The organism is Enterobacter sp. MF024 (assembly GCF_005843915.1).
Lineage (GTDB): Bacteria > Pseudomonadota > Gammaproteobacteria > Enterobacterales > Enterobacteriaceae > Enterobacter > Enterobacter barmai.
On sequence record NZ_VCBB01000001.1, the window covers coordinates 250,671 to 266,884 of the forward strand.

Annotated in this window: 14 protein-coding genes; 7 read left to right on the plus strand and 7 right to left on the minus strand. The window is 56.9% G+C overall.

Features of this window, described 5'->3' with window-relative positions; all coding sequences use genetic code 11:
• Nucleotides 1-92: 92 nt before the first annotated feature.
• The gene (yeaG, locus tag FFB58_RS01390) at nt 93-2,027 is read right to left on the minus strand and encodes a protein kinase YeaG (RefSeq protein WP_039029022.1); all 1,935 of its coding nucleotides are present in this window, start codon (nt 2,025-2,027) and stop codon (nt 93-95) included.
• A gap of 434 nt (nt 2,028-2,461) precedes the next feature.
• Between yeaG and FFB58_RS01395 the strand changes: the two genes are divergently transcribed.
• Both FFB58_RS01395 and FFB58_RS01400 read left to right on the plus strand, forming a co-directional pair.
• On the plus strand, nt 2,462-3,208 hold the full coding sequence (locus FFB58_RS01395; protein ID WP_039029023.1) for a MipA/OmpV family protein: 747 nt from the start codon (nt 2,462-2,464) through the stop codon (nt 3,206-3,208).
• Between the two features lie 90 nt (nt 3,209-3,298).
• Nucleotides 3,299-4,153 carry an aldo/keto reductase gene (locus tag FFB58_RS01400; protein ID WP_138368754.1) on the plus strand — a complete coding sequence of 285 codons (855 nt, stop codon included), beginning with the start codon at nt 3,299-3,301 and terminating at the stop codon, nt 4,151-4,153.
• A gap of 41 nt (nt 4,154-4,194) precedes the next feature.
• Here the strand turns inward: FFB58_RS01400 and FFB58_RS01405 are convergent, their stop codons facing one another.
• Nucleotides 4,195-5,079 (minus strand): D-hexose-6-phosphate mutarotase, encoded by an 885-nt coding sequence (locus FFB58_RS01405; protein WP_138368755.1) that lies wholly within the window; start codon nt 5,077-5,079, stop codon nt 4,195-4,197.
• A 75-nt stretch (nt 5,080-5,154) separates the two neighbouring features.
• The gene (gene gapA / locus FFB58_RS01410; protein ID WP_039029026.1) at nt 5,155-6,150 is read right to left on the minus strand and encodes a glyceraldehyde-3-phosphate dehydrogenase; all 996 of its coding nucleotides are present in this window, start codon (nt 6,148-6,150) and stop codon (nt 5,155-5,157) included.
• Nucleotides 6,151-6,491: 341 nt separating this feature from the next.
• Between gapA and msrB the strand changes: the two genes are divergently transcribed.
• Nucleotides 6,492-6,905 (plus strand): peptide-methionine (R)-S-oxide reductase MsrB, encoded by a 414-nt coding sequence (gene msrB, locus FFB58_RS01415; RefSeq protein ID WP_039029027.1) that lies wholly within the window; start codon nt 6,492-6,494, stop codon nt 6,903-6,905.
• A 42-nt stretch (nt 6,906-6,947) separates the two neighbouring features.
• Entirely contained in the window at nt 6,948-7,226 is a 279-nt protein-coding gene (locus FFB58_RS01420) for a YeaC family protein (protein ID WP_039029028.1), read from the plus strand.
• Between the two features lie 47 nt (nt 7,227-7,273).
• Here FFB58_RS01420 and FFB58_RS01425 read toward each other — a convergent pair whose 3' ends face one another.
• The 4 genes from FFB58_RS01425 to sppA all read right to left on the minus strand — a co-directional run bounded on the left by FFB58_RS01425 (nt 7,274) and on the right by sppA (nt 12,350).
• Nucleotides 7,274-8,527 (minus strand): glycoside hydrolase family 18 protein, encoded by a 1,254-nt coding sequence (locus FFB58_RS01425; protein WP_039029029.1) that lies wholly within the window; start codon nt 8,525-8,527, stop codon nt 7,274-7,276.
• Between the two features lie 239 nt (nt 8,528-8,766).
• Nucleotides 8,767-9,408 (minus strand): bifunctional nicotinamidase/pyrazinamidase, encoded by a 642-nt coding sequence (pncA, locus tag FFB58_RS01430; RefSeq protein WP_039029030.1) that lies wholly within the window; start codon nt 9,406-9,408, stop codon nt 8,767-8,769.
• Nucleotides 9,409-9,417: 9 nt separating this feature from the next.
• Nucleotides 9,418-10,434 carry an asparaginase gene (ansA, locus tag FFB58_RS01435; RefSeq protein ID WP_039029031.1) on the minus strand — a complete coding sequence of 339 codons (1,017 nt, stop codon included), beginning with the start codon at nt 10,432-10,434 and terminating at the stop codon, nt 9,418-9,420.
• 59 nt (nt 10,435-10,493) lie between these two features.
• The gene (sppA, locus tag FFB58_RS01440; protein WP_138368756.1) at nt 10,494-12,350 is read right to left on the minus strand and encodes a signal peptide peptidase SppA; all 1,857 of its coding nucleotides are present in this window, start codon (nt 12,348-12,350) and stop codon (nt 10,494-10,496) included.
• Between the two features lie 165 nt (nt 12,351-12,515).
• Here sppA and FFB58_RS01445 point away from each other — a divergent pair, with 165 nt between their 5' ends.
• The 3 genes from FFB58_RS01445 (at nt 12,516) to FFB58_RS01455 (ending at nt 16,137) form a co-directional block, all read left to right on the plus strand.
• A complete protein-coding gene (locus FFB58_RS01445) occupies nt 12,516-13,067 on the plus strand; it encodes an NAD(P)H nitroreductase (RefSeq protein ID WP_039029033.1) in 552 nt (183 codons plus the stop codon).
• Nucleotides 13,068-13,184: 117 nt separating this feature from the next.
• Nucleotides 13,185-14,228, plus strand: a complete 1,044-nt coding sequence (gene selD, locus FFB58_RS01450) for a selenide, water dikinase SelD (protein ID WP_138368757.1) — start codon at nt 13,185-13,187, stop codon at nt 14,226-14,228.
• Between the two features lie 4 nt (nt 14,229-14,232).
• Nucleotides 14,233-16,137: a DNA topoisomerase III gene (locus tag FFB58_RS01455; protein ID WP_138368758.1), complete on the plus strand. Its 1,905-nt coding sequence runs from the start codon at nt 14,233-14,235 to the stop codon at nt 16,135-16,137.
• The last annotated feature ends 77 nt before the right edge of the window (nt 16,138-16,214 follow it).

Consider the following 16,214-nt stretch of genomic DNA (forward strand, 5'->3'; position numbering starts at 1 on the left):
CATTGTCCGCAAGTGCCGGATGGCGTTAACGCTATCCGGCCTGCGGAACATAGTTGTAGGCCCGGTAAGCGGCAGCGCCACCGGGCTTAGTGTTAAGACGATTTACGCACGCGCAGGTACCATTCGCAGAGCAGGCGAACCTGTTTGCGGGTGTAGCCTTTCTCCATCATGCGATCCACAAAATCGTCGTGCTTTTTCTGCTCGTCGGTAGAGGTTTTGGCATTAAACGAAATGACCGGCAACAGCTCTTCGGTATTGGAGAACATTTTCTTCTCAATAACGGTGCGCAGTTTTTCGTAGCTGGTCCAGTTCGGATTGCGTCCGCTGAAGTTCGCTCTGGCGCGCAGCACGAAGTTGACGATCTCATTACGGAAGTCTTTCGGGTTACTGATCCCGGCAGGCTTCTCGATTTTTTCCAGCTCCGCATTCAGTGACTCGCGGTCAAACAGCTGGCCGGTATCCGGGTCGCGGTACTCCTGATCCTGGATCCAGAAATCGGCGTAGGTGACATAGCGGTCAAAAATGTTCTGCCCGTACTCAGAGTAAGATTCAAGATAGGCGGTCTGGATCTCTTTGCCGATAAACTCGGCGTATTTCGGGATCAGATAACCTTTCAGGAACTCCAGATAACGTTCAGCCTGCTCTTGCGGGAACTGTTCACGCTCAATCTGCTGCTCCAGCACGTAGAACAGATGCACCGGGTTGGCGGCCACTTCGGCGTGGTCAAAGTTGAACACGCGGGAGAGGATTTTGAACGCGAAGCGCGTGGAGAGACCGTTCATCCCCTCATCGACACCGGCGTAGTCGCGATACTCCTGGTAGGATTTTGCTTTCGGGTCGGTATCTTTCAGGCTTTCACCGTCGTACACGCGCATCTTCGAGTAGATGCTGGAGTTTTCTGGCTCTTTCAGGCGCGACAGGATCGAGAAGCGCGACAGCGTTTCCAGGGTTCCCGGGGCGCACGGCGCATGAACCAGTTCACTGTGGTTCAGCAGTTTTTCGTAAATCTTGATCTCTTCGGAGATCCGCAGGCAGTAAGGCACTTTGACGATGTAAACACGGTCAAGGAAGGCCTCGTTGTTTTTGTTATTGCGGAAGGTGACCCATTCCGATTCGTTGGAGTGCGCCAGGATAATGCCGTTAAACGGCAGGGCGGAGATACCTTCCGTCCCGTTGTAGTTCCCTTCCTGGGTTGCCGTCAGCAGCGGATGGAGCACCTTGATAGGCGCTTTGAACATCTCGACGAACTCCATAATCCCCTGGTTGGCGCGGCACAGCGCACCGGAATAGCCGTAGGCGTCAGGATCGTTCTGGGCGTGGTTTTCCAGTTTACGGATGTCCACTTTACCCACCAGCGCCGAGATGTCCTGGTTGTTCTCATCACCCGGTTCGGTTTTGGCAATCGCAATCTGCTCCAGAATGGATGGCCACACCTTCACCACGCGGAATTTGGTGATATCCCCGCCAAATTCGTTCAGGCGTTTCGCAGCCCACGGCGACATGATCGTGCCGAGATAGCGGCGGGGAATGCCGTACTCTTTATCCAGAATCTGCGCATCTTCCTGCGGGTTAAACAGGCACAGCGGATGGTCGTTAACCGGGCTGCGTTCGCCGTTGGCGCTAAGTACGTAAATCGGTACGCGCTGCATCAACGATTTCAGCCGCTCGGCCAGGGACGATTTACCGCCGCCGACGGGACCCAGCAGATAGAGGATCTGTTTCTTCTCTTCCAGACCCTGAGCAGCATGCTTCAGATAGGAAACAATCTGCTCGATGGCATCTTCCATGCCGTAAAATTCTTCAAACGCAGGATATCGGGCGACGACCCGATTCGAAAACAGACGGGAAAGCCGTGGCTCCTGGGCGGTATCAACCATATTTGGCTCACCGATAGCCATCAATAGTCGTTCCGCCGCATTGGCATAAGCACTGCGATCTTGCCGGCAGATGGTAAGAAACTCCTGCAGTGTGAACTCTTCGTCCTTGGCAGCTTCATAGCGCTGGCGATAGTGATCGAATATATTCATGGCATGCCGTCCTTTCGTTTTTTAGCACAGGAAAAGAGCCGTTCATATGAATAGTAGAGGCTCCCGGAAGCAGGATCCGTTGCACCTCACTGCCAGAGCAGCAACCCGTGTGCCAGGTCGGGCGGCCGAAACTGCGGGGTGATCGGGTATTCAGCTTCTTAAAATTAAGCGTAGATGGCATTTGCAAAACTTGCATGTATGCCAAAACCAATTTCAATGACATATCAATAACTCATCCAGAAATTCAGCCAAATCTTTAACGCCAAACACACTTCCTTCACTGAACGGTAATCCTGGTGACAGCGTTTCGTCATCTGCCGCACGCACAATAATCGGTTAATCGAATTGATTAGCAGACAAAAAATTTTGAGCAAAAGGGGGAATGACGGTTACACTTCACCCGCTGATTATTTGACTACAGGAAAGAATGGATTGTGACCAAACTCAAACTTCTGGCACTGGGGATTATCGTTGCCACCTCAGTGAGTACAGCATATGCGGAGAATCAGTGGTCTGTTGGTGCTGGTGTCGGCGTAATCAATAGCCCTTACAAACAGTACGATCGCGATTTCTACCCGGTTCCGGTTATCACTTATGAAGGGGATAACTTCTGGTTCCGCGGACTGGGCGGCGGCTACTATCTGTGGAACGACCAGACCGACAAACTTTCCATCATGGCCTATTACGACCCGACGCACTTCAAACCTGGCGACAGCGACAACCGTCAGCTGCGTCAGCTCGACAAGCGTAAGAGCACCATGATGGCCGGGATTTCCTGGGTACATAACACCGAGTACGGTTTCCTGCGTACCGCGCTGGCGGGCGACACGCTCGACAACAGCAACGGTTATATCTGGGATCTGGCCTGGCTATACCGCTACACCAACGGCGGTCTGACGCTGACGCCGGGCATCGGCGTGGAGTACAACAGCGACAACTACAACGACTACTATTATGGCGTGTCCCGTGACGAAGCACGTCGCAGCGGGCTGCACAGCTATGATGCAGACGACAGCTGGAAGCCGTACCTGGAGCTGACCGCCAGCTACAAGTTCGCGACTGACTGGAACGTCTACGGCACCGGCCGCTATGCCCGTCTTAGCGATGAGGTGAAAGACAGCCCAATGGTCGACAAGTCCTGGACCGGGCTGATGTCGGTGGGTGTAACCTACAGTTTCTGATTGTGCATTTTCACTGTGCAATCTGTGCATCATAACGGGGCCTTCGGGCCCCGTTTGTTTTAGGGTGGTGCAGACAAACAGGAGCATATTATGAGCGAAAAAACCCTCACCTTTGGCGACAACAGAGTGCTGCCGGCCATCGGCCAGGGCACATGGTATATGGGTGAAAAGGCAAATCAACGCCGTCAGGAGAGCGATGCCCTGCGGGCAGGTATTGAGCGGGGACTAACGCTAATTGACACCGCCGAGATGTATGCCGAGGGCGGCGCGGAAGAGGTGGTGGGGGAGGCGATCAAAGGCCAGCGCGATAAGGTTTTTCTGGTCTCCAAAGTGTACCCGTGGAATGCCGGGGGACAAAAAGGCATCGCCGCCTGCGAAGCCAGCCTGCGCCGTCTGGGAACCGATCGTATTGACCTTTATCTGCTGCACTGGCGCGGAAATTACCCTCTGGAAGAGACCGTAAGGCTGATGGAGACGCTGCAACAGCAGGGCAAAATTAGCCGCTGGGGCGTCTCTAATCTTGACTATGCGGATATGCATGAACTCTGGCAGACGCCGGGCGGCCAGGCGTGCGCCACCAATCAGGTGCTGTACCATCTGGCCTCACGCGGGATCGAATATGACCTGCTGCCCTGGTGTCAGCAGCAAAATATGCCGGTGATGGCCTACTGCCCGCTGGCGCAGGCCGGGCGGCTGCGCACCGGGCTGATGAATCACCCGGTGGTCAATGCGATTGCCCGAGAGTACAACGCCACGGCGGCGCAGGTTCTGCTGGCGTGGGTTATTCGTCACCGCGGGGTGATTGCCATCCCGAAAGCGTCATCGATAGCGCACGTGGAGGAGAATGCGGGGGCGCTGGAGATTTCACTCTCAGCAGAAGCCTTGCAGCAGCTGGATGCGGCCTTCCCGGCACCGCAGCAGAAAACGCCGTTGGACGTGGTGTGACAACGAAATGCCCTCTCAGCATGAGAGGGCAAGAGCAGGGATTAACGCTTCACGATGTGAATGGTTTGTCCCAGACGGGTAGGTTTATCTTCCGTCGCTTTTTGCGGTTCGCTGACGCAGGCGGTTTCCACGCAGACGAAGGTTTTATACCCGTCATCCGGAACATCACCCATGCTGACGGAGAGCGCCGGACCAGGGTTCCAGCCAACCACGTTGCTGTGATGGTGATGGATAACTTCAATCGCGCGGTTCAGGGCGGTATCTTCGATAACGCTACAGGCTTCCGGGTTCAGATAGACGCGGTCGGTACGATCCGGGAAGGTCTGCGCGCCGTCGGTCAGTCGGCCCTCTTTCGCATTATCCACCTTGTCGATAAAGGTATCGCCAAGGCCGTTCACGGTGACGGCAGCGATGTCGCCGACGTTGAAGTAGGTGTGCAGGGCAGAGGTGGTTTCAAATTCACCGTGCGCTTCCAGTTCGATCTCACAGGTTTTACCCAGCTTAAAGCGCGCGTACAGGGTGAAGTCGTGCGGCCAGAGTTTGCGCGTCTCGTCATCGCTTTGCAGTTCAAAGGTCAACACCACGCCGGATTCATCTTCGTTGTGCGCTTTCAGCGTCCACGGCAGGTTGCGGGCAAAACCGTGTGACGGCAGCCCCTGCTGAGCGGCCGGGCCAAACCACGGCCAGCAGATCGGCACGCCACCGCGAATAGCGGCGCCTTTTTTGAACGAGGTGATATCGCTCAGCCACAGGGCTTCCACTTCGCCCTCCGGCTGCCAGGAGAGCAGGTGCGCGCCCTGCAGGGCAACGGAAGCCTGAACCTGCGGATGTTCGACCACAATCACTTCAACATCGTCAATCTGACGGCGGGAAAGCACAGGGGTAAGTTGTTCGACTACCGGAAGTGCAAAAATTGTTTTAATCATTACGCAATCCTCTGTCTTTAATGCCATAAAAAAAGGCGACCGAGGTCGCCTTTTTGGATCAGTTTCTCATCTCACTTATTTGGAGATGTGAGCGATCAGGTCCAGAACTTTGTTAGAGTAGCCGGTTTCGTTGTCGTACCAGGAAACCAGTTTCACGAAGTTGTCGTTCAGTGCGATACCTGCTTTAGCATCGAACACGGAAGTGCAGATTTCGCCGTTGAAATCGGTAGAAACAACGTCGTCTTCGGTGTAACCCAGAACGCCTTTCATTGCGCCTTCAGAAGCCGCTTTGATTGCTTTCTTGATTTCTTCGTAGCTTGCTGCTTTTTCCAGACGAACGGTCAGGTCAACAACAGATACGTTTGGAGTAGGAACGCGGAACGCCATACCAGTCAGTTTGCCGTTCAGTTCTGGCAGAACTACGCCTACTGCTTTAGCAGCACCGGTAGAAGAAGGGATGATGTTCTGAGCTGCGCCGCGGCCGCCGCGCCAGTCTTTGTGAGACGGGCCATCAACGGTTTTCTGAGTTGCGGTGGTAGCGTGAACGGTGGTCATCAGGCCTTCAACGATACCGAAGTTGTCGTTGATAACTTTAGCCAGTGGCGCCAGGCAGTTGGTGGTGCAGGATGCGTTGGAAACGATGTCCTGGCCAGCATACTTCTCGAAGTTAGCGCCTTTAACGAACATTGGGGTGTTGTCTTTGGATGGACCAGTCAGAACAACTTTTTTCGCGCCAGCGGTGATGTGCTTACGCGCAGTTTCGTCAGTCAGGAAGATACCGGTTGCTTCAGCAACAACGTCAACACCGATTTCGCCCCACTTCAGGTTAGCTGGATCTTTTTCAGCAGTAACACGGATGGTTTTGCCGTTGACAACCAGGTGGCCGTCTTTCACTTCAACGGTGCCGTTGAAACGACCGTGAGTTGAGTCGTACTTCAGCATGTACGCCATGTATTCAGCGTCTAACAGATCGTTGATACCAACGATTTCGATGTCAGAACGTTCCTGAGCAGCACGGAAAACAATACGGCCGATACGGCCAAAACCGTTGATACCTACTTTGATAGTCATATATTCCACCAGCTATTTGTTAGTGAATAAAAGGTTGCGTGTAAAATTACAAAAACCTTACGCAGCGTCAAGCGGAATCGTGTCAATCATTGCGACAAATCAATCCTTCGCACTAGCTTTGCTCGATTGACCTACCTCACATTCCCTTGGAGCTTGCACCCATATGGGGCCTGCGCACGGAATTTTAAAGGGCTGCCCACATAAAAACGTGGACTGGATCACATTTGTCTGAGCACCTCTGCGCAACGAGTAAGTTTAGAACAAAAGTTCATACTTCAGTGTTAATGTTTTGTTAGAATCGACGGTAAAAGTAGTCTGTTTCAACTGCGAGATGTAAGCCTATGTCGAATCAACATAACTCCGATGAACTGAAAAAAAACCTCACAGAAATGCAGTTCTACGTAACCCAGCACCACGGTACGGAACCCCCGTTTACCGGGCGTCTGCTGCATAATAAGCGGGATGGTGTTTACCACTGCCTGGTGTGTGACGCGGCCCTGTTTAACTCCCAGAGCAAATACGATTCTGGCTGCGGCTGGCCGAGCTTCTATGAACCGGTCAGTGAAGAGGCGATTCATTATCTGAAGGACACCAGCCACGGTATGGAGCGCATTGAGATCCGCTGTGGAAACTGTGACGCGCATCTCGGTCACGTCTTCCCGGATGGCCCTCAGCCGACAGGGGAGCGTTTTTGCGTCAATTCCGCCTCATTAAGCTTCACCGATGACCAGAACGGCGACCAGACCAAAGGTTGAAAAATCGATTCAGCAAATTATTCCTTCACCTCAGGATAAAACATGAACATTGAAGAGATGATTAACGGCATGACGCCGGAAGTTTATCAGCGTCTGGTCACGGCGGTTGAGCTGGGCAAATGGGCCGATGGCGTGGCGCTGACCCCGGAGCAGAAAGAGAACTGCCTGCAGCTGGTGATGCTGTGGCAGGCGCGCAATAACACCGACGCGCAGCACATGACCATCGACACCCAGGGTCAGATGGTGATGAAGAGCAAACAGCAGCTGAAAGAAGATTTTGGTATTGCGCCGAAATCCATCGCGACGCTGAAAATGCATTGATGGCGACTGCGGCCCGGCGATCCTCTCACCGGGCCTTTTTGATGCCGTTAGTGTTTGATCCCCAGCGAGTCAGCTAACTGCTTCGCCAGCTGGTTATTATCATCCGCGCCGTACTCCCAGAACATGGCGCCTGCCAGTCCTTTCTCTTTGATGTAGTCCGCTTTGATCGCCACCGAGCGTGGGTTTTCATACGACAGGGCGAACAGCGGCTTGCCGTCATCAGACTTCACCGATAACCACGGCACTTTGGCCTCATCGTCCCACTGTTCCGTAAAGCGTTTCTGCGGATCGTTTAAAAAAGTCTTCACGATGTCGTTGTACTTCACGTAGGTATCTTTGGTCAGATCGTAGCCCAGGGATTTGAACAGTTCGATCTGCTGTGCGCTGAAGTAAGGCTGCGTTGCGGGATTTTTCTGCGCATCCGGTTTGCTCCAGTCGATGCCCGGCTCAACGGCGCGCTTCGGCACGCGACCATAAAAACCGATGCCCAGGTTCATCTGCTGCGGTTTCAGCCCGGCGGCCAGATAGTTGTTCACCACAAAATCGACGCTGTATTTATCCGCGGCGGCAACGGTCGGCCAGGCGCTGGAGTCATACAGGTTGGCGTTGAAGTACTGAGTGCCGTACGCCATGTCGTAGGTCATCAGGTTGATGTAATCGAGCAGCGGGGCCACCGCTTTCACGTCCACCCAGCTTTTCGGACTTTCTGCATTGGCACCAACGGCGATGGTCACCAGTTTTTTATCGCCGAACGCGGCACGCAGCTCTTTCAGCAGTGCGGTAAAGTTAGCCCGATCTTCAGGCTTGCTGGCGACCAGTCCCCACGCGCCGTTGACCGGATACTCCCAGTCCAGATCGATCCCATCAAGTCCGTATTTCTCAACGATAGCGTCGGCGGAGCGGATGAACACCGCCCGGGTCTCCGGGGTTGATGCCGCGCCCGAGAATCCACGAGCGCCCCAGCCGCCGACGGAGAGCAGCACCTTAAGGTTGGGGTTCTGCTTACGCAGGACAGGGAGCAGGGCCAGATCGGCTTCCACCTTAGGAGATAACCAGATCTGGTGCAGCCTGGCTGGATCTTTTAACGCCGGGTTAGTTTCGTCTTTCTCGTCGTTATAGATCAGGCCAAAGGAGTAATTCAGGTGGGTTATCTGGCGCACGTCCAGTTTATTGATATCCCCGCCCGGTCCGGCAGTGACATCGCCGCCACCGTTGAAATAGCCGACGGACATCATCGAACTGGCGGAAGCAACCGAGGCGCAGAGCAGGGGTAAAGCTGCCAGCAATGGCAAACGTTTCATACAAGTTCCTCTTTGACTGAATAAAAATAACCACGCCACGGAAAGGCGTGGCGAAAAAACAGCCGAAAAAGAATAGCATTACCGCTACGCTGAGAGTGGGAGGGAGTTCACTTTATGGGAGATCGTGCGGGTTGCCGGATTGCCCGGCGGCGCTGCGCTTGCACGGGCCTACGTGTCCGATGCCGGTTGTTGATTTTGTAGGCCGGGTAAGCGTCAGCGCCACCCGGCGAACAGGCGCGCTACGCCTGCGTTTCCTGCCAGTCTGCCAGGGTATACAGCGTGGCGCCTTCCGCCGCCATATCCATAAAGGCCTGGGCGCTGTCCTGACGCTGAATGTTCACCCCGCGACAGCCGTCGGTGATCACATTCACCCGGTAGCCCAGCTGCAACGCGTCCAGCACGGTAAACTTCACGCAGTAGTCCGTCGCCAGCCCCATCACGATCAGCTCCACGATCTCGTGATGGCGCAGCCACTGATCCAGCCCGGTTTTCTGCCGGTGGCCGTTATCAAAAAAGGCGCTGTAGCTGTCGATGTTCGGGTTTTCGCCCTTCTGAAACACCGCGTCAATGGCTTTGCTGTTGAGCAGGGGATGCAGCTCTGCGCCTTCGCTGTGCTGCACGCAGTGATCGGGCCAGAAGGTTTGCGGCAGGCCGTCCAGCTCGCCCTGGGTAAAGGGCTCAACGTTATGCTGGCTGGCAAAGCTGCCGTGATCCGCCGGATGCCAGTCCTGGCTGGCAACCACCGCTTCGCCGCGTGCTTTACACCACCCGATCAGCGCGTTGGCAACATCTACCGTGCTGTCGCCTTCGGCTACCGCCAGCGCGCCGCCGGCGCAAAAATCATTTTGTAAATCGACCAGTAACAGGGCTCGTTGCTTCATAGGGGCTCCTTATTCGTCTGGCGTCAGTTCGCCACGCAGGTTTTGCATCATTGCGGTGCGGATCGCCTGCACATCCAGATCCTGACTGAGTAAGTAGTGAAGTTTAGTCAGCGTCGCCTCGACCGTCATATCGAACCCGCTGATCACTCCCGCATGGGCCAGGGCGTTACCGGTGGCATAGCCGCCCATATTCACCTTGCCGGACATGCACTGGGTCAGGTTCACCACCACAATTCCGCGGCTGCTCGCCTCCTGCAGCTCTTTCAGGAATTCGCCGTTCTGCGGCGCATTGCCCACGCCGTAGGAGCGCAGGATCAGCGCCTTCACCGGCTGGCGCAGGAAGTTACGCACCACCTCGGCGGAGATGCCCGGATAGATTGTCACCACGCCGATGGGCTGCGGGGTAATGGGATGTACCACCAGCTCGCCGGAGGTATGCGGCGCTGGCGGCGTGCCGAGGCGGCGGATATGGATCCCCGCTTCCAGCAGCGGCGTAAGGTTCGGTGAGGCAAAGGCGTCAAAGCCGTCGGCATGGGCTTTGGTGGTGCGGTTCCCGCGATAGAGCCGGTTGTTGAAGAACAGGCTCACCTCGTTGATCGGGAAGTTGGCCGCCACGTACAGGGAGTTGAGCAGGTTGATCTGTCCGTCGGAGCGCAGCTCTGCCAGCGGGATCTGCGACCCGGTGACGATCACCGGCTTGCTGAGGTTTTCCAGCATGAACGACAGCGCCGAGGCGGTAAACGCCATGGTGTCGGTGCCGTGCAGGATCACGAAGCCATCGTAGTCGTCGTAGTGCGCCTTGATGTCGTCAGCGATATGTTGCCAGTCTTCCGGGGTCATGTCGGAAGAGTCCATCAGCGGATCGTACTCGTGGATGGTGAAGTCCGGCATCTCCGGGCGATGGAATTCGGGCATTAACGCCAGCTGGCGCTGCAGGTGGCCGGATACCGGAATGTAGCCATTTTCCGAGCGCTGCATACCGATGGTACCGCCGGTATAGGCCACATAAATTGATTTCTTTTGCATGATGTTATGTTCGTTTGCTTCAAAGAAAAATCCCCTCTTCGCAGAAGAGGGGATGAGGATTAACGTACGTTAGCGCAGGTGAGGCAGAACGCGTAGCGGTTTTGCGGATCGTTAAAGGCGGCCAGCTTGTCGCCCTCCGCTTTGACCGCTTTCGCCGCCGTGGCGACCGGGGCCGGCAGGTAAGCCTGCAGCGCGTCCGGCAGCATGGCTTTTACCGAGCCGGAGAAGCTGTCCATCACCAGATCCATAAAGGTCGGCTCATCCTGATAGAAATCGATGTGCCACTGCTTCAGTTTCGCCAGTTCAGCGGCCTTCGCCACGGCATCGTCGAAGTCGCCCAGGTTATCCACCAGACCGTTGTTCTTCGCATCCTGGCCCGTCCAGACGTGACCCTGCGCAATCTGGTCGATCTGCTCCGGGGTTCGCTTACGGGAGTCCGCCACCAGGGTGATAAAGCGCTTATAACCGTTCTCAATGCTGAGCTGCATCATCTGCGACACTTCCGGCGGCAGCGCTTTGGTTACGGAGATATCGGCCAGCGGTGAGGTGGCGACGCCGTCGGTGTGCACGCCCAGATAGTCGAGGCTGTTTTCAACGGTGTTAATCACCCCGAAGATGCCAATCGAGCCGGTGAGGGTGCTCGGGTTCGCCACGATGTAGTTCGCCGGGGTGGAGATCCAGTAGCCACCGGATGCCGCCATACCGCCCATCGAAACCACCACCGGCTTACCGGCGGCGCGCGCGGCTGCCAGTTCAGCGCGGATCACTTCTGATGCGCTGACGCTGCCGCCCGGGCTGTTGACCCGCAGGACGATGGCTTTCACTTTCGGATCGAGACGCGCGTCGCGGATCTGTGCGGCGGTGGTATCACCCCCGACGTTACCCGGCGTCTCTTCGCCATCCATAATCGCCCCGTTAGCAAAGACCACGGCGATGCTGTCCCCGGTATCGGCCGGTTTTTTCGCCTGATAATCGTAGAAGCTGATGGCGCTGAAGTTCTTCTCCTCTTTGCTCCAGCCGAACTGTTTGGTCAGGGATTTTTCAACCTCGGCGCTGGAGCCCAGAGCATCCACCAGTTTGTTGTCCAGAGCATATTTCGCGGTATCGCCATCCACCTTACGCAGCCCGTCCAGGACGCCCTGCGCGCCCGGGAACACCTGCTCAGCGGTGATCTGACGGTTCGCGGCAACGGTGCTCAGGTAGTTCTGCCACAGCTCGCCAATCCAGCGGCTGTCCGCTTCACGGGCGGCAGGGGACATATCGTCGCGGATAAACGGCTCAACGGCGGATTTATAGGTCCCGACGCGGAAGACGTGGGTGGTGACCTTCAGCTTGTCGAGCAGCGATTTGTAATAGAGGCCATTGGTGGCAAAGCCGTGCAGATCCACGCTGCCCTGCGGCGAAAGCCATACTTTGTTGGCAAAGCTCGCCAGATAGTACTGCCCCTGGCTGTAGTTATCGCCCACCGCAATCACCGGTTTGCCGCTGTCGCGGAACTCGCGCAGCGCTTTACCGATGTACTGCATTGAAGGCTGATCCGCCCCGGCAAAGTTTTTCAGATCCAGCACGATGCCGGTAATGTTGCGATCGTCCTTCGCCTGACGAATGGCGTCGACGATATCGAACAGCGAGTTCTCCTGCAGACGGTCGCTGGTAGCGCCAAACAGCTGGCGGCCCAGTACGCCAAGTCGATTGCTGGTGGACGGTTTATCCACTACCACGCCGGTAATATCCAGCAGCAGCGCGCCGCGCCCGGCGTTCTGGCTCTGGCTGGTGGCGCTGAGGTGCATCCAGACACCGACGCAAACCATCACAATAAGGATGAAAAAGAGGTTCATCACCAGGTTGCGGACGAAATTAAGCAGTCGCCACGTCCATTTAAAAAAACCGGCAAGCAGTCGCCAGAGGGTTCGCATGTATTCTCCCTGTCCAGATAATTACCTGTCCGTCCAGACTGGACGGTGTTGTCGGGCTATCGTAATGACCCGACCGTCACTTGTCAGCAGGAATCGCCTGCTACGCTGTAACAAAATCTGCCGTCGTGTTAATTTTGAGTAAATTTCAAGACAGGAGTTAACCCAATGGATGCACTCGAACTGCTTGTTAACCGTCGTAGCGCCTCGCGCCTGGCGGAGCCTGCTCCGGCTGGCGAACAGCTGGACAACATTCTCCGCGCCGGGATGCGCGCCCCGGACCACGGCACCTTACAGCCGTGGCACTTCTTTATCATCGAGGGTGACGGACGCGATCGCTTCAGCACGCTGCTGGAAAAAGGTGCCATCGCTGCCGGCCAGGATGAGAAGGCGATTGAGAAAGCCCGCAACGCGCCGTTCCGCGCCCCGATGATCATCGCCGTGGTCGCCAAATGCCAGCCGCAGCACAAAGTACCGGTGTGGGAGCAGGAGATGTCTGCCGGTTGCGCGGTGATGGCGATGCAGATGGCGGCGGTTGCACAAGGCTACAACGGTATCTGGCGCAGCGGCGCGTTAACCGACAGCCCGGTGGTGCGTGAAGGCCTCGACTGCGGCGCAGACGATAAAATCGTCGGTTTCCTCTATCTGGGCACCCCGCAGCTTAAAGCCTCGACCACCGTTTCCGTGCCCGACACCGCGCCTTTCGTCACCCGATTCTGAACATCCTCATAAAAACTGTCTGGATCCTGAGCAAGCGCAGCAGAATTCAGACAGTCATACTTATCACTTAATGGAATGAGCGCTAACATAGTGCAATTGTAATGAAAGGAGATTGTCATGAGCGAGCAAGCCATTCGTTTAACGCAATACAGCCATGGAGCCGGTTGCGGTTGTAAAATTTCACCTAAAGTGCTGGAGACCATCCTGCACAGCGAGCAGGCGAAGTTTGTCGACCCGAACCTGCTTGTGGGCAACGAAACCCGCGACGATGCCGCCGTCTACGATCTGGGCAACGGCACCAGCATCATCAGCACCACCGATTTCTTCATGCCGATCGTCGACAACCCGTACGACTTCGGGCGCATCGCGGCCACCAACGCCATCAGCGATATTTTTGCCATGGGCGGCAAGCCGATCATGGCGATTGCGATCCTCGGCTGGCCGATCAATACCCTGGCCCCGGAGATCGCCCGCGAGGTGATCGAGGGTGGGCGTTTTGCCTGCCAGCAGGCGGGGATCGCCCTGGCGGGTGGCCACTCCATTGATGCCCCGGAGCCGATTTTCGGCCTGGCGGTCACGGGCGTGGTACCCACGGAACGCGTCAAACGCAACAGCACCGCTGAAGCGGGCTGCAAGCTGTTCCTCACCAAGCCGCTGGGTATCGGCGTGCTCACCACCGCCGAGAAAAAATCACTGCTGCTGCCAGAGCACAAAGGGCTGGCGACGGAAGTGATGTGTCAGATGAACCTGGCCGGTGCCGCCTTTGCCAATATCGACGGCGTGAAGGCGATGACCGACGTGACGGGCTTCGGGCTGCTGGGCCACCTCAGCGAAGTGTGTCAGGGCGCGGGCGTGCAGGCGCAGCTCTGGTATCAGGACATACCTAAACTGCCGGGCGTCGAAGCCTACATTACCCAGGGCGCTGTCCCGGGCGGCACGCAGCGTAACTTCGCCAGCTACGGCCATCTGATGGGCGAGATGCCTGCCGAGTGGCGCGATCTGCTGTGCGATCCGCAGACCTCCGGCGGCCTGCTGCTGGCAGTAACCCCAGACGCCGAAGACGACGTCCGCGCGACAGCCGCCGAGTACGGCATCACCCTCACCGCCATTGGCGAGCTGGTGACCGCCCGCGGCGGCCGTCCGATGATTGAGATCCGTTAATTCAATGCGGTTATTTATTGCCGAAAAACCGAGCCTCGCCAGGGCGATTGCGGATGTTTTACCCAAACCGCATCGCAAGGGCGATGGCTATATTGAGTGCGGAAACGGGCAGGTGGTGACCTGGTGTATCGGCCACCTGCTGGAGCAGGCCCAGCCGGACGCCTACGACAGCCGCTACGCGCGCTGGAATCTGAACGATCTCCCCATCGTGCCGGAAAAGTGGCAGCTGCAGCCGCGCCCGTCGGTGACCAAACAGCTGAACGTGATTAAGCGGCTGCTGAATGAGGCGACGGAAGTGATCCACGCCGGTGACCCGGACCGTGAAGGTCAGCTGCTGGTGGACGAAGTGCTGGATTACCTGAGTCTGGCCCCGGAAAAACGCCAGCAGGTGCAGCGCTGTCTGATTAACGATCTCAACCCGCAGGCGGTCGAGCGGGCCATTTCGCGTCTGCGATCCAACAGCGAGTTTGTCCCGCTGTGCGTCTCGGCGCTCGCCCGTGCCCGCGCCGACTGGCTGTACGGCATCAACATGACCCGCGCCTATACCATTCTCGGGCGTAACGCCGGGTATCAGGGTGTGCTCTCGGTGGGCCGGGTGCAGACCCCGGTGCTGGGGCTGGTGGTGCGTCGCGATGAGGAGATCGAGAACTTTGTCGCCAAAGACTACTTCGAGGTGAAAGCCCATATCGTCACCCCGAAAGACGAACGCTTTACCGCGGTGTGGCAGCCTAGCGAGGCCTGCGAACCCTATCAGGATGAAGAGGGGCGTCTGCTGCATCGACCGCTGGCCGATCACGTGGTGACCCGCATCCAGGGTCAGCCCGCTGTGGTCACCAGCTATAACGATAAACGGGAATCAGAACCTGCGCCGCTGCCGTTCTCGCTTTCTGCTTTGCAGATTGAAGCGGCAAAACGCTACGGCCTGAGCGCGCAAAACGTGCTCGATATCTGCCAGAAGCTGTATGAGACGCACAAGCTGATTACCTATCCGCGTTCCGACAGCCGCTACCTGCCGGAAGAGCATTTCGCCGGGCGTCACGCGGTACTGAACGCCATTGCCGCGCACGCTCCCGATTTGGTGCCGCAGCCGGTGGTCAACCCGGACACCCGCAACCGCTGCTGGGACGATAAAAAGGTGGATGCTCACCACGCCATCATTCCGACGGCGCGCAGCAGTTCCGTCAACCTGACGGATAACGAAGCGAAGGTCTATAACCTCGTGGCCCGCCAGTATCTGATGCAGTTCTGCCCGGATGCGGTGTTCCGCAAGTGCGTTATTGAGCTGGAGATCGCCAAAGGCAAGTTTATCGCTAAAGCCCGATTCCTCGCGGAAGCCGGGTGGCGCACGCTGCTGGGCAATAAAGAGCGGGACGAGGAGAACGACGGTACGCCGCTGCCGGTGGTGGCGAAAAACGACGAGCTGCTGTGCGAGAAAGGCGAAGTGGTGGAGCGACAGACCCAGCCACCGCGCCACTTCACCGACGCCACAATCCTTTCTGCCATGACCGGGATCGCCCGCTTTGTGCAGGATAAAGATCTGAAGAAGATCCTGCGCGCCACCGACGGGCTGGGAACGGAAGCGACCCGCGCCGGGATTATCGAGCTGTTGTTCAAACGCGGTTTTCTGCACAAGAAAGGGCGCTATATCCACTCGACGGATGCGGGCCGGGCGCTGATCCACTCTCTGCCGGAGATGGCTGCCAGACCGGACATGACCGCGCACTGGGAGTCGGTGCTGACCCAGATCAGCGAGAAGCAGTGTCGCTATCAGGACTTTATGCAGCCGCTGGTGGGCACCTTATTTGATTTGATCAACCAGGCGCGCAACACCTCGGTGAGGGATTTTCGCGGCATGGTGGCGCCGGGCGGCGACAAGAAGAAAAAGTTTAAGAAGAAGAGTGCGGCCTGAGAAATTGCCGGGTGGCGGCTACGCCTTACCCGGCCTACAAAAGCACGAACCGTAGGCCGGGTAAGCGCAGCGCCACC

Coding starts and splice junctions, on each gene's coding strand:
- yeaG (WP_039029022.1), bottom strand. CDS start 2,027: ATGAATATATTCGATCACTATCGCCAGCGCTATGAAGCTGCCAAGGAC.
- FFB58_RS01400 (WP_138368754.1), top strand. CDS start 3,299: ATGAGCGAAAAAACCCTCACCTTTGGCGACAACAGAGTGCTGCCGGCC.
- FFB58_RS01405 (WP_138368755.1), bottom strand. CDS start 5,079: ATGATTAAAACAATTTTTGCACTTCCGGTAGTCGAACAACTTACCCCT.
- gapA (WP_039029026.1), bottom strand. CDS start 6,150: ATGACTATCAAAGTAGGTATCAACGGTTTTGGCCGTATCGGCCGTATT.
- msrB (WP_039029027.1), top strand. CDS start 6,492: ATGTCGAATCAACATAACTCCGATGAACTGAAAAAAAACCTCACAGAA.
- FFB58_RS01420 (WP_039029028.1), top strand. CDS start 6,948: ATGAACATTGAAGAGATGATTAACGGCATGACGCCGGAAGTTTATCAG.
- FFB58_RS01425 (WP_039029029.1), bottom strand. CDS start 8,527: ATGAAACGTTTGCCATTGCTGGCAGCTTTACCCCTGCTCTGCGCCTCG.
- pncA (WP_039029030.1), bottom strand. CDS start 9,408: ATGAAGCAACGAGCCCTGTTACTGGTCGATTTACAAAATGATTTTTGC.
- ansA (WP_039029031.1), bottom strand. CDS start 10,434: ATGCAAAAGAAATCAATTTATGTGGCCTATACCGGCGGTACCATCGGT.
- sppA (WP_138368756.1), bottom strand. CDS start 12,350: ATGCGAACCCTCTGGCGACTGCTTGCCGGTTTTTTTAAATGGACGTGG.
- FFB58_RS01445 (WP_039029033.1), top strand. CDS start 12,516: ATGGATGCACTCGAACTGCTTGTTAACCGTCGTAGCGCCTCGCGCCTG.
- selD (WP_138368757.1), top strand. CDS start 13,185: ATGAGCGAGCAAGCCATTCGTTTAACGCAATACAGCCATGGAGCCGGT.
- FFB58_RS01455 (WP_138368758.1), top strand. CDS start 14,233: ATGCGGTTATTTATTGCCGAAAAACCGAGCCTCGCCAGGGCGATTGCG.